The sequence below is a fragment of the Mesorhizobium sp. P2_F8 genome, assembly GCF_056403655.1.
This window is the reverse complement of sequence record NZ_JBFUFB010000004.1, coordinates 314,766-328,543: the sequence shown is the minus strand read 5'-3', so window position 1 is coordinate 328,543 and position 13,778 is coordinate 314,766. Positions and strand designations below refer to the sequence as shown.

Annotated in this window: 7 protein-coding genes and 1 tRNA gene; 5 read left to right on the top strand and 3 right to left on the bottom strand. The window is 63.8% G+C overall.

Annotated features, from left to right (window positions below):
- Window positions 1–87: 87 nt before the first annotated feature.
- Together AC1DZP_RS12335 and AC1DZP_RS12330 are read left to right on the top strand one after the other, a co-directional pair.
- Window positions 88–999: a D-alanyl-D-alanine carboxypeptidase family protein gene (locus AC1DZP_RS12335; protein WP_477302619.1), complete on the top strand. Its 912-nt coding sequence runs from the start codon at window positions 88–90 to the stop codon at window positions 997–999.
- Window positions 1,000–1,640: 641 nt separating this feature from the next.
- Window positions 1,641–2,552, top strand: coding sequence for a DUF1003 domain-containing protein (locus AC1DZP_RS12330; RefSeq protein WP_477302617.1), 912 nt, complete (start codon window positions 1,641–1,643; stop codon window positions 2,550–2,552).
- Between the two features lie 183 nt (window positions 2,553–2,735).
- On the opposite strand, the gene AC1DZP_RS12325 is transcribed toward AC1DZP_RS12330, so the two are convergent.
- A complete protein-coding gene (locus AC1DZP_RS12325) occupies window positions 2,736–3,638 on the bottom strand; it encodes a LysR family transcriptional regulator (RefSeq protein WP_477302615.1) in 903 nt (300 codons plus the stop codon).
- Between the two features lie 134 nt (window positions 3,639–3,772).
- Here AC1DZP_RS12325 and AC1DZP_RS12320 point away from each other — a divergent pair, with 134 nt between their 5' ends.
- The 3 genes from AC1DZP_RS12320 (at window position 3,773) to AC1DZP_RS12310 (ending at window position 4,777) form a co-directional block, all read left to right on the top strand.
- Entirely contained in the window at window positions 3,773–4,186 is a 414-nt protein-coding gene (locus tag AC1DZP_RS12320; protein WP_477302613.1) for a YybH family protein, read from the top strand.
- Between the two features lie 35 nt (window positions 4,187–4,221).
- Window positions 4,222–4,473 carry a hypothetical protein gene (locus AC1DZP_RS12315; RefSeq protein ID WP_477302611.1) on the top strand — a complete coding sequence of 84 codons (252 nt, stop codon included), beginning with the start codon at window positions 4,222–4,224 and terminating at the stop codon, window positions 4,471–4,473.
- 227 nt (window positions 4,474–4,700) lie between these two features.
- Window positions 4,701–4,777 (top strand) — tRNA-Arg (locus AC1DZP_RS12310).
- 211 nt (window positions 4,778–4,988) lie between these two features.
- Here AC1DZP_RS12310 and AC1DZP_RS12305 read toward each other — a convergent pair.
- Together AC1DZP_RS12305 and AC1DZP_RS12300 are read right to left on the bottom strand one after the other, a co-directional pair.
- Window positions 4,989–12,041 (bottom strand): Ig-like domain-containing protein, encoded by a 7,053-nt coding sequence (locus AC1DZP_RS12305; protein WP_477302609.1) that lies wholly within the window; start codon window positions 12,039–12,041, stop codon window positions 4,989–4,991.
- 463 nt (window positions 12,042–12,504) lie between these two features.
- Window positions 12,505–13,617 (bottom strand): LacI family DNA-binding transcriptional regulator, encoded by a 1,113-nt coding sequence (locus AC1DZP_RS12300; RefSeq protein WP_477302607.1) that lies wholly within the window; start codon window positions 13,615–13,617, stop codon window positions 12,505–12,507.
- Window positions 13,618–13,778: the final 161 nt, after the last annotated feature.

Genomic DNA, 13,778 nt, shown 5'->3' with positions numbered 1-13,778 from the left:
AACCCAGGGGAATTGCCCTGAGACCGGCATTAACCAGTTGGACGCAGCTGGCGCGTTACGTTAGCTTCGCCTCATCTCAGCAACAGTATGACCAGAACAGACTTGCCCTTGTCCAACCCGCGTCCACTTCCGCTCGTCCAGAGACTTTTTGCGGCCCTTGGCCTGTTGCTGCTGCTTGCCGGCTGCACGACCGTGACGCCGCCGGATGCGGTGCTGGCGGTGCCGGCGCCGCCGCAGAAATATGCCGCCATCGTCGTCGACGCCAGGACCGGCAAGCAGCTGTTCGAGGTCAACTCGACGGCGCAGCGCTATCCGGCCTCGCTGACCAAGATGATGACGCTGTACCTGCTGTTCGAGGCGCTCGAGACCGGCCGCGTCACCAAGGAGACGCAGATCCCGGTGTCGGACCATGCCGCCTCGCAGCCGCCGACCAAGATGCGCTTCCGGCGCGGCGAGACCATCGATGTCGATTCGGCGATCCGCGCCATTGTCGTCAAATCGGCCAACGACGTGGCGGTGGCGGTCGGCGAATATCTCGGCGGTTCGGAGGAGCAGTTCGCCGCCATGATGACCGCCAAGGCGCGCCAGCTCGGCATGGTGAGCACCGTGTTCCGCAACGCGTCCGGCCTGCCCGACGACGACCAGCACAGCTCGGCGCGCGACATGGCGGTGCTCGGCATGGCGCTGCATTCCCGCTTCCCGCAGCAGTTCCACTATTTCTCGGAAAGCGATTTCATGTTCCGCGGCAGGCTGGTGCGCGGCCACAACGACATGCTCGGCCGCGTGCGCGGCGTCAACGGCATCAAGACCGGCTACATCAGGGCCTCCGGCTTCAACATCGTCACCTCCTACGACGCCGACGGCCGCCAGCTGATCGTCGTGGTGATGGGCGCCGACAGCGCCCGCCAGCGCAACGACCATGTCGAGGCGCTGATCCAGCGCAGCCTGTCGCCCGCGATGGCCGACACAAAGACCAGGCTGATGTTCGCCGAGCAGTGAGGAGTGGTCCGCGCAGCGGACAAAAAGCCAATTGCTTGGCTTTTTGAACGACGAACGCCCTGAGCCTGCGAAGGGCGAGCTGCCGGTAGCAAGCATCGAGCCACTTTCGCGCCCGGCTGCCCGCCGACGGATTGCCCGGTGAGGGCAATTGTGCTATAGATTCGGATATGGTGCTGATTTGCGCCATCTGACCTACTGGACGAGTAACCCGCCGCGAGGCGGGTTTTTTGTTGCGGTCGCTAACCATGCCGCGACTTCGGAGCGCTGCCGCGGTGCTGAAGTTCGTGTGATGTCGGCRGGACAGCACCCCCCTCTGTCCTGCCGGACATCTCCCCCGCAAGGAGGGAGATTGGCAGTTTGCTCTGACGGCTCCTTTTCTTCGACGTTGGGGATTGGCGAAAGCCGTTGTGACATCCAATCTCCCCCCTTGCGGGGGAGATGTCCGGCAGGACAGAGGGGGGTGGGAAGGATCGCTACCGAACGAGCTTCCATCCCGCCGCCGCATTCTTCGGCCATGCCAGCCGCCGCCCTTTCAGATCGATCACAAGAACTTGTACGGCATGCGAAATCCGTCGCGAAACTGGCGATGTTGCGGCATAGGCGTATCGTCAAGCTGAGCACCACCATCAGGAGCCCGCACCATGAGCACCGTCCCGAAAACGTCGGAGCAGCCGGCAGAAAACCAGAACGATGGCGGCGGCGAATATTTCGAGGCGCCGACCATCGGCGAGCATGAGGTCGAACATGGTTCGGACGAGCACTCCGAGGTGCCCGAAGTGCCGGATTCGGAGCCATCGGCTCCAGGCGCATCACACGCCAAGGCGAAGAAAAAGCCATCGGCGATCTCGGGCCGCAAATTCCGCAAGCGCGATCTTGTTCGCATCGACACGCTGCGCCCGAGCCTCGCCGACCGCATTCATGCCGACCATCCGGACCTGCCGGCCGGCGCCCGCATCAGCCGCGCCGAGCTTGGCCGCTACCGCATGCGCTACATGGAGGAGCTGCTCCAGCAGGAGCATGGCGAATTCTCCGAGCTCGACCGCCAGGTGGTCGAATCGATCGCCAGGCAAGACACCATTTCCGAAAACAGCGAGGAGGAGTTCGAGGAGCACCGGACATTTGCCGACCGTGTCTCCGACAACATGGCCGCCTTCGGCGGCAGCTGGTGGTTCCTGATCTCCTTCGCCACCGTGCTTCTGGTGTGGATCGGCATCAACCTGCTCGAGGGCACGGTGAGCGCCTTCGACCCCTACCCCTTCATCCTGCTCAACCTTCTGCTCTCCTGCATTGCCGCCATCCAGGCGCCGATCATCATGATGAGCCAGAAGCGGCAGGAGACCAAGGACCGCCTGCGCTCCTTCAACGAATACCGGGTCAACCTCAAGGCCGAGCTCGAAGTGCGCCATTTGCACGAAAAGCTCGACTACCTCATCTCGCGCCAATGGACTCGCCTGGCCGAAATGCAGCAGATGCAGCTCGACGCCATGCACGAATTGACCGGCGCCAAGAAGCCCAAGCGCGCGCCACGAAGGGCGCGGGCGGTGAAGGGGTGAGGCGGGGTCCGCGTAGCGGACGGAAAGCCAACTGCTTGGCTTTCCGAACGACGAACGGTGAAGCCCCGGTCCGCCTTGGGGCGAATCGAAAGGTCCAGTGGACCTTTTGAAGGGGCTGAGCGCCCGAAGGTGGAGGCCACACGTTCGAATCGTGTCCGGTGCGCCATCTCTCTCGAAAAACCTTTAGAGGGCCAGACTGGGCTCTTCAGCGAAAATTTCAGCCAGAAAGTCAATGAAGACCCTGACCTTGCTAGCGAGGAACCTTGCGTTGGGCCTGACTGCGCTGATCGCAAGCTTTGGGCGCGAGTAATCCTTCAACACCTCCCGCACCGTTCCGGAGGCGATCTCCGCGGCGAACAGCCAGCCCGGTGTGTGTGCCAGGCCCAAGCCAGCCAGGACGGCCGCGCGGATCTGTTCCGCGTCGTTGGTGCGGAAGGCGCCCTTTGGGTGGTGGACGATGGGACTGAAGCGGCTCGAAAACTCCCAGACACGTGGCGCGCCATCGGGCGCATAGATCACGCAAGCGTGTCGTTCCAGATCGTCGGGCATCCGCGGCTCGCCATGCTCCGCCAAGTAGGAGGGGGTGGCGACGGTGACGATAGGCGTCTGGGCGATCTTCCTGGCGATCAGGCTGGAATCCGATAGTTCGCCATTGTGGATACCGAGATCGACGCCCCCTTCGACCAGGTTGACCAGGTGATCGGTGACGACCAGTTCGACGGATACCCCGGGATAGCTGGCGAAAAACGCGCTCAGCCGAGGCACGATATAGAGCCGGCCGAAGACGGGTGTCACATTGGCTCGTACCAGGCCGGATGGCGCGACGACGCCGCGTCCCACACGCGACTCCGCAGCTTCGAGGTCGCCTAGCAGTCGCACGCCGGACTCGTAGAAGTCACGGCCGGCCTCGGTAAGGGTAAGGCTGCGGGACGTCCGCTGCAGCAGCTGCGCGCCGAGGTATGCTTCGAGAGCCGCGATCTGCTTGCTCACCGCCGGCTGCCCGACGCTTAAGGTGCGGGCCACAGCGGAAAAGCTTCCGGCGTCCACCACCCGGACGAACAAGCTGATGGCACCCATACGGTCCATCTGCGCCTCTACCTATTCCTAAAACGGAATGGATTGTATTCCAATCTGCTTTCTACCCCCTCGTTCAAGGAAAGAATAGTTCTTTTCTCATCCGCCGGAGGAAAGCCCCTGGCGCATTCGAAAAGGAGATCGCCATGACCAAGAGCACCGACGAGAAGGCCCTCACCGACATCGTGAAGGAAATGGCTACGTCCATGACCGCTGAGCAAAGCACGCGGCACTGGGCGGACGATGCGCTGTGGTTCGACATTCCGGCCTTCGCTTCAAGGGGCCTTGAGCCGGCGAAGAAGATGTTCGACCGCGTGTTCAGCGGGTTCAAATCCTGCGACATCGACATCCTCGAAGAGGATGTGAAGATCAGCGGCGACATCGGGATCGTCTGTACGGTCCAGAAGGCCAAGATCGTGCTCAAGAACGGCGAGACCAAGCACGCCTGGGTGCGCCAGACCGACTGCTTCGAGCGGCGGGGCGGCGAGTGGAAGCTGTTCCATGAACACGCCTCATCCCCCGCCGGCGGGGAATGGGACGGCAAGATCATCACAGCGTAGTTGGGGGCTAAGCAAGCCCAGGAAAGGAAGCCGCCATGGTCCTTTCGATGGATCGTCAGATCGCAGCTGCACTCGACCGAATGGTCGAGGGGCTGGACGAGGTCCAACCTCGCCCGCCCGTCGGCGACTGGCGCATGCGCCGTGAAGGCGGCACCGCCATGTTCGGCATGTGGGCCGCCCTTCAGTCGGTCCCCACGGACGTGGCCACGCGCGACATCTCGATCCTGTCGCAGGAGCGGCAGCGGACGGAAAGCCAATTGCTCGGCTTTCCGAACGACGAACGGTGAAGCTCCGGTCCGCCTTCGGGCAGATCGAAAGGTCCAGTGGCTGAGCGCCCGAAGGGCAGGGAGCCTGCGAAGGGCCGGGCGGAGCACGCACCTGATCAGCCTATCCGGCTCGACCTGTGAAACAGCCAATCTCCAATTGCCCGTTGAAGCCCGCTCCGGCTTCCGCTAAGAAGCCGTGACTTGCCGGTTCACCGGCTGGTTCGTTTTCAAGATCGCCGGTCCTGAAAGCACCCGTAGCTCAGCTGGATAGAGCGCTGCCCTCCGAAGGCAGAGGTCACAGGTTCGAATCCTGTCGGGTGCGCCAGAACCTTCAGATACTTACCAAAATCTCGTAGCTGGGTCATATTAGGCGCACCCTCTCTGGCCCAATTCAAAATGGCTAGGGATAGAGCTCCAGGTTTGTTTTCTTTGGGGTGGGAAGAGGGTTGCGACGTCGTCCTCGCAGCCGACCACGGAATGCCCTGCGGCAGGCCAGTTTCCTTCCCCCTTCAGATGGTGACCTCTGCCTTCGCCCCTCACACCACCACAAAATCCGCGTTGGTCATCGCCAGGTTCGCCGCCACCGTGGCAAAATGCTTCGAGCCGCCCGCGGCGTCGCCGTTGCTGTCGTAGTAGAGCCAGCCGGTGTCGGTCTCGTAGATGATGTGCTGGTTGGCATCGGTCGCGGTGCCGGAGGCGTTGGCGGCGAACTGGTCGGCGCTCAGCGTGCCGTTGCCGGCAAGGGCTGCAAAGATCGCGTGATCGAGCACGATGGTGTCGTCGACCACCGAGAAGTCGGTGATGGTGTCGACATTGACGACGAGGCTGAGTGCGGTGGTGAAGAGGAAACTGTCATGGCCCAGCGCGCCGGTCAGCGTGTCGTTGCCGCTGAGGCCGTTGATGATGTTGTCGCCGGAATTGCCGGTGATGACATTGTCGATGTGGTTGCCGGTGCCGTTGATGGAGGCCCCGCTGCGCAGGTTGAGGTTCTCCAGTTCCTGGCCGGAGAGATTGAAGCTGACGGAACTGTTGACCGTGTCGGTGCCCTGGCCGTCGAGCTCGATCGGCCGGTCGCCGGCATTGTCAACCCAGTAGGTGTCGTTGCCGGTGCCGCCCTGCATCGTGTCGGCGCCGGCCTTGCCATCCAGCGTGTCGTTGCCGCCGAGCCCGATCAGCGTGTTGGCGCCGGCATTGCCGTTGAGCGTGTTGTCGGTGGAATTGCCGGTGCCGTTGATGTTGCCCGCGCCGGTCAGGGTCAGGTTTTCCAGCTCCTGGCCAGAGAGGTTGAAGGAGACGGAACTGAAGACGCTGTCGGTGCCCTGGCCGTTGAGCTCGAAGATATGATCGCCAATATTGTTGACGAAATAGGTGTCGTTGCCGAGGCCGCCCCGCATGGTGTCGGCGCCGCCGAGGCCGTCGAGGATATTGTTGCCGCTGTTGCCGGTGATGTCGTTGATGGTCGAATTGCCGGTGCCGTTGATGTTGCCTGTGCCGAGCAGCGTCAGGTTCTCCAGCTCCTGGCCGGAGAGGTTGAACGAAATGGCGCTGTTGACCGTATCGAAGCCCTGGCCGTTGAGCTCGATGACATGATCGCCGATGTTGTCGACGAAGTAGGTGTCGTTGCCGAGGCCGCCCTGCATGCTATCGGCGCCAGCCATGCCATCCAGCGTGTCGTTTCCGCCGAGCCCGAAGAGCGTGTTGGCGCCGGAATTACCAGTGAGAAAATTGCCGGTGGAATTGCCGGTGCCGTTGATGTTTGCCGCGCCAAGCAGCGTCAGGTTTTCCAGCTCCTGCCCTGAGAGGTTGAAGGAGACGGAACTGAAGACGCTGTCGGTGCCCTGGCCGTTGGCCTCGATGATATGATCGCCGGCATTGTCGACATAGTAGATGTCGTTGCCGACGCCCCCTTGCATGGTGTCGGCGCCGGCCTTGCCGTCCAGCGTGTCGTTGCCGCCGAGCCCGATGAGCGTGTTGGCGCCGGCATTGCCAGTGAGAACATTGCCGGCCGAATTGCCGGTGCCGTCGATGCTTGCGGCGCCGAGCAGCGTCAGGTTCTCCAGCTCCTGGCCTGAGAGATTGAAGGAGACGGAGCTGAAGACGCTGTCGGTGCCCTGGCCGTTGAGCTCGATGACACGGTCGCCGGCATTGTCGACATAGTAGGTGTCGTTGCCGGCGCCGCCTTGCATGGTGTCGGCGCCGCCAAGACCGTCGATGACGTTGTCGCCGCTGTTGCCGGTGATGGTGTTGGCAAGTTGGTTGCCGGTGCCGTTGATGGACCCTGTGCCGGTCAGCGTCAGGGTCTCGATCTCCTGGCCGAAGAGATTGAAGGAGACGGAGCTGAAGACACTGTCGGTGCCCTGGCCGTTCGCCTCGATCACTTGGTCGCCGGCATTGTCGACAATGTAGGTATCGTTGCCCAGACCGCCTTGCATCGTGTCGGCGCCGCCAAGGCCGTCGATGATGTTGGCGCCGGCATTGCCGATGATGGTTTGAGCGAACTCATTGCCGGTCAGGGGGAGGGCGGTCGTGGCGGCAACATTGTCCGTCGCCAGCGTCTCGATCTGCTGGCCCGCGGCCAGTGCATAGCTGACCGAGGTCCGGACGGTGTCATTGGTGCCTTCGCTCGCCGCCTCGAACACCTGGTCGCCGGCATTGTCGACGGTGTAGATGTCGTTGCCGGCAAGGCCATGGATGGTGTCAGCGCCGATGCCGCCATTCAGCGTGTCGGCGCCCGCCGTGCCGATCAGATTGTCGCCGTCGCCATCGACGCCATGGACAGTGATGGTCACCGTGCCGATGCTGCCGCCGGCGAGCGTATAGGTGAAGCTGTCGGTTGCGGTCGTGTTGCTCGCACCCGACGACGCACCCGGCAGGTCGTTGAAGACGCCATTCGGATCATAGTCGAAGGTGCCGTCCGCATTCAGCGTCAACAGCGCGCCGGAGGCCAGCGTGATCTCGGTGCCAACATTGCCGGCGACGCCGTTCACGGCGGCGACTGAAAGCGGATTGTCGATGTCGACATCGATGCCGTCGCCATTGTCGGCGAAGACGTTGAAGCCCGGGCCGATCGCCGTCGCCTCGTTGGTCGAAAAGGAATCGACCGCCGCAAGCCCGGGGTCGTCGACCGCCGCCACGCTTATGCTGACCGTGGCGACGTTCGAAGTCGTCGTCCCGTCACCGACCTTATAGGTGAAGCTGTCGGCGCCGTTGTAGTTGGCGTCGGCCGTGTAGCTCAGCGATCCGTCGGCATTCAGCGTCAGCACGCCGTGCGACGGGCCGTTGACCGGCAGCGCCGTCAGCGGATCGTGGTCGGCATCGCTGTCGTTGGCCAGCAGGCCGGGCGCCGCAATCGTCAGCTGCGTGTCCTCGCTGGCGCTGTAGCTGTCGTTCGCGGCAACCGGCGCGTCGTTGACGGCGTTGACGTGCACCGTCGTCGTTGCCGTATGTGTCTGTAGATCGCCGTCGAAGCTCACCGTGACCGTGCGATCGGCGGCCGATGGGTCGGCGCCGTTGCTGTTGGAATAGGTCAACGCATGCAGCAGCGTTTCGAAATTCGCGTTGTTCAGCGAAAGATCGAGGGTGACGGTCAGGTCATGCCCGTTCTGGCCATCGCCACCGGCCGCGATCGTTCCGACGGTTACCCCGCCGACCGTGACGACGCTGCCGGCGGTGAGGCCGTCGGAAAGCGAAACATCGCCTGAGGTGTCGAAGCCAAGTACGTCCTCGGCCGCCGTGCCGCCGCCGGTGATCGAGACCGTGAGATGCCCGGGCTGCGCCAGATTGTTTGAATCGTAGGTGTAAAAGACCGTGCCGTCGGCATCGGCCAGCGAAGCGGCGGTGCCGGTATCGAGACGGACAGCCGGCCCGTCCTCGGTGAAGGTCGCCGCGTCGCCGTCGAGACCGGCAAAGGTCGGCAAGGCATACATGCCGGCATCGCGGCTGGTGTCGTTCTGGCCCTCGATCAGGCTGAATGCACCTGTCAGGCCGGTTGACTCGGACACGTCGCTGTCGGTCGCGTCGTTGGAGACAGGCGAGTCCTGCGTCGTCAGCACATATCCCGAGGGCGCCGTGAACTGCAGCTGATAGGAACCGGGCAGGAGATTGGTGAAATTGTAGTGCCCGTTCGCATCGGTGGTGGCGGTTGCCAGGATGTTATGCGCCGCGGATGTGTCGACAAGTGAGACGGAAACGCCGGCAATTCCCACCTCGCCGACGTCCTGGCGACCGTTGAGGTTGATGTCGTTGAAAACGAAATCGCCGACCGTGGCGGGCACGGCCATGCCGGCGTCCACACTGGAGATGTCGGCGTTTTCCACGAGGACGATCGTCGGCGCGATGCCCAGGGAATTGACGTCGCTGTCGAGGGCGGCATCACCACCTTGGTTCGCCGGTGAGAAAATATGACCGTCGGCGTCGAACTGGACAGAATAGGCGCCATCCGCGATGTCGGTGAAGGAATAGCCTCCATCGAGACCGGTCGTGGTCGAGACGTCGACCGCGTTGCCGAGATGGTCCGTGCCCAGAAGGTGCACGGTAATTCCGCTCAACACGGCACCGTCGTCATTGATGCCGTTGCCGTTTTTGTCGTCGAACGCGGTGCCGCTGATCATGTTGTGATCGAGCCCGGTCAGCGCCAGCGCATTGCCTGCGCCACCGGGATTGCCCGCGGCATCGCTATAGGTTGCGCCGGCGACACCGATGCTGCCATGCACCGCGTTGGGCGTGAAAATGGCTGTCCGCGTCAGGCCCGTGCCGGTGATCGCGCTGAGCGTACCGCCACTGACGGTGACATCGCCCGTCGAGCCGTCCCACGCAAAGGTCGAGCCGGGGTCCTCGCTGAAGGTGAACGTGATCGTTGCCGATTCGCCGGCGTGGATCTGGTCGATGTCGCTGGAGATCGTCAGGGTCGGCGCGCTGGTGTCGAGGGTGAAGTCCAGCGACGACGTTGCGGTGTTGCCGGCGGCGTCCGTTTGGCTCGCCACGATGGTGTGCTGGCCGTCCAGCAGGCCGGTCGGCGTGAAGGCCCAGACGCCGGCGCCGTTGGCTGTCGCCGTCCCGGCGATGGCATTGCCGTCGACGGTGAAGTGCACGATGGCGTTGGCGTCACCCGATCCGGTCACCGTCGCGACATTGGTGATGGTGTCGCTGCCCGAAACGCCGCTATCGATCTGCAATTGATTGGTCAACGCCGGCACGGTGGTGTCGAGTGTGAAGGTCAGCGACACCGTTCCGGTATTGCCGGCGGCGTCGGTCTGGCTCGCCACGATGGTGTGCTGGCCGTCCAGCAGGCCAGTCGGCGCGAATGTCCAGACGCCGGCGCCGTTTGCGGTCGCCGTCTGGGCGACTGGGTTGCCGTCGACGGTGAAGTGGACGATCGCGTTAGCGTCACCCGATCCCGTCAATGTCGCGACATTGGTGACGGTGTCGGCGCCAGAAATGCCGGTATCGGTCTGGAGATGGTTGGTCACCGCCGGCAAGGTGGTGTCGAGGGTGAAGGTCAGCGACGAGGTTCCGGTGTTGCCGGCGTCGTCGGTTTCGCTTGCCACGATGGTGTGCTGGCCATTCAAGAGGCCGGTCGGCGTGAATGTCCAGACGCCGGCGGCGTTGGCGGTTGCCGTCTGGCCGATGAGCGTGCCGTCGACGGTGAAATGCACGACCGCGTTGGCGTCGCCCGTCCCGGTCAGCGTCGCGACGTTGGTGAGGGTGTCGCTGCTCGAAAGGCCGGTGTCGTTCTGGAGGTGGTTGGTCACGACAGGTGCTGTGGTGTCGATGCCGGTCAGCACGACATTGTCGAACAGCGTCTGGCCAGTGCCGATTTCGGTGATGAGGACCTTGACGGCCAAGCCGCGTGTGGTCGCGTCAAGCGCGGCTGTGTTCAGTACGTAGTGCGCGACGCTGCCATGGGCCTGCACAGCCGATGAGGTGTCATAGTCCTGCGAGGCGATCTGGATCCCGCCCGCGAACACCTGCACCCGCACGGTGGTTCCGTTGCCCGTGTCGGCCCGGCTCCCGAGGTCGAAAGCGACACTGTAGCTGTCGAAGTTTCCAGGCGCGTTGACCGTCTGCGATACGCTGCCACCGTTACCCAAAAAACCGATATTGCTGCCGGCAAAGCCGGTCGAAACGGCTGATGTCGGCGCGAAAGCGCCGAATGAGCCGATCCCGGTCCATCCCGTCAGCACGCCAGCCACCGTATTGCCGGCAGTGTGATCGATACTCACGCCGGGGCCGGTGTCCGACAGATCGATGAGCTGGAAATCGCCGTCAGCGAGAAGGTTGGAGATCGCGATCGTCGTGTTGCCGTTGACGTCGGTGGATGTCACGAAACGATTGCCGAGATAGCTGTGGGTGACGTCGAGCTGCAGGATCTCGCTACCGCCGGAAGCGCGGGTGACCGTCAGGATGTGGGTGCCCGAATCATACGAGACGCCGGTCGCCGAACCAAAGCCGAGCAGTGAAATCGTGTCGGATGTGCCGAAATTCTTGAGCTGGTTGGCGATGTTCACACCCGAAGCGAGCTGCAGCGCGCCATGGCCGAAGAAGTTGATGGCGCCCGATCCGGCGGCGGTTGTGTTGGCCAGTGAAAGCGTGCCGCTGTAGACGGTGATGCCGCCGGCAAAGCCGTTAGCGCCACCCAGCTGCAGCGTTCCAGCGCCTTTCATGACGATGCCGCCGATGCCGTCGCCGTCCTGGATGACGTCGTTGATGGTCGAGATCTGCCCGAGCGCCGTCGCGAAATTTATGGTCGTGCCGTGCAGGAAGATGCCGGAGCCGGCCGATCCGCCGCCGCCACCGCCCTGGACCCCCATGCCCTGATTCGGGCCCGACGCGCCTCCCTGCACCGCGCCGCCGGAGATCGTGCCTCCGGCGATGGTCAGCGTGCCAAGCGTATCGACGAAGATGGCACCGCCTGCTCCCAGGCCGCCGCCGCCGCCGGCGTATCCGGCATGGCTGAAACTTCCGACGCCGCCTCCACCAGCGCCCCAGCCGCCATTTCCAGGCACATTGGGTGCGCCGGCAGAGGGTGTGGCCGCGCCGCCGCCGGCGCCAAAGCCACCACTTGCACCACTGCCGCCAGGGCCGGAGCCAGTCCCGCCAATGCCGCCTATGCCGAAGCCGGTGCCATCGTTGAGGAAGCCGTTCCACAGGCCGCCGTTGGCGAAAGTGCTGCTGATGCCGCCGCCATTGCCGCCGATGGCCCGGTCGCCGGTGAAATCGACATTGCTGATTGTCACATTGGCGCCGGCGCCGACGAACAGGCCGCCGCCCAGCCCGGCGCCGCCGCCGCTGCCATTGCCTTGCCACACGCCGCCGGTACCGCCTCTCGCCGTGGTATGGACGATGTCGAGGTCGTTGATCGCGACAGTGCCGTGCTCGATGACGAAGCCGCCATAGGTGTTGGCGCCGTCAATCGTCTGGCCATTGCCGTTGATGGTCAGGTTTTCGCCGGCCGTCAGGAACAGCGGCGTCATATTCCCGCTGAGCGTGAAGCTGGTCGTGAAATTGAAGATGTCTGTCCCGGCGCGGCCCGCGATAGCGGTGATCGCCGCGTTGAGGGTAGCCTGGTCGGAAATCGTGAAAGTGGTCATCGTCGTCCCTCGTTAGCGCCCGCTCCGACGCCTGGCGGTGATGGCCGGGTTCGCCGCAAAACTTGATCCTCTGGGTTTAGCCGCCGACCCCAGTCGGCAAGAGGAATGCGCCAACGCGCCGCGTCCTGGACCGCAGGCGCGCGAGGGGTCGCGCCCCGCCATCCGAAAAGACCTGCCGCTCAAGCGTCATCCGCCCCTTGTGCCCCGCTGGAGCCCGTCGACAGGACACAGCTGTCCGCCCGGATGCCGCGCCAGGGACAGCGCATCCGTTTCAAGCACCAAATTCTTGAGGCAACCCAAACCAAACCCAACCGCGGCGGACGCTAGGTCGGGACTTGCTCGCGGTCAATTCGCGGCATTTGACTATTTCTGGGCGGACTTTTGCATGGCCGCGGACAACCGGGCAGCGAAGGCAATGGAAGACATGAATTGCCGCTGAACCACTTCAAGCGCGACGCGCTTTTTAGGACACGGCCGCCACGGCCCGCACACTCTCCCGTTCCACGAGCGGGCATTCCAGCTTGGTGATCGGATAGCGTCCTCGCCCAGGAGCCGCCGGCACCTCGAGCTGCTCGATCGCCCATTGTCCCATTGCCATGTGCGGCAGGATCGAGGTCGTCAGCGGCGGGAACAAATGCCGGGCGATTTCCTCGTCGTCGTAGCCGACGACGGAAATGTCCTGCGGGATGTGCAGGCCGGCTTCCTTCAGCGCTTCGTAGCAGCCGATCGCGGTGCGGTCGTTCTGGCAGAAGATGGCGGTCGGCCGGTCCTTCAGCGCCAAAAGCTTGGCGGTCGCGGCATAGCCGGCGCTGGCCGACCAGTCGCCCTCGACCACCAGTTCGGGATCGAACGGGATGTCGGCGGTGGCGAGCGCCCGGCGATAGCCCTTCAGCCGGTCTTGTGCGGCCTGCATCCACGGCTCACCGGTGATGGTGGCGATGCGGCGGTGGCCGTGGCTGATCAGGTGGCGGGTGGAACTTTGGCCGCCGGCGATCTCGCTCGGCACCACGGCGGGGAAGGCATAGTCCGCCGTGTAGCAATTGAGCAGGATCACCGGGATGTCGAGGCCGTAGAGATAGTCGGGTGCGGTTATCTCGCGGGTGAAGATGGTCATGTAGATCAGCGCCGAAATGCCCCGCTTGGTCAAGGCGGCGATGGCGCGCGGCTCCATGACGGAATCGCCCAGCGTCTGCGCCACCAGAAGCACGTTGCCGGCGTTCCACGAGGCCTGCCGCGCGCCTTCGATTGCGACGACGGCTTCGGGGCTGGTGGCAAGCTGGTCGACGGCAAAGCCGATAACGCCGTCAAGCCCTTCGAACGAGGCCACGGGCGCCCGCAGGGCGGAGAATGCCGGCGCGGTATAGCCGAGGGAGCGCGCGGCCTCGATCACCCGTTCGCGCGTCTGCTGCGACAGCTTGATGCCGGGCGAATTGTTGAGCACGAAGGAAACGGTCGCCTGCGAGCAGCCGGCGGCCCTGGCGATGTCGGTCATGGTGACGCGACCCCTGGCGCTCTTTGCCGGCGGCTTGCGCCGCTTCGCCGTGTCGAGGGTTTCCGGATCCGTCGTCTCGCTCATGGCATCCCCAATCCTAGGCCTGTCTAGCGGCAGCCGGTGAGGCCGACAAGATGGCGTGACATTATCGATTTATAGAAATCGCTGCGATCATTTATATCTATTAGCGCTCCCGAGGTCCATCTCTCATGCAGTGCCACACAGTCCGGAACCCAAAAGCCACA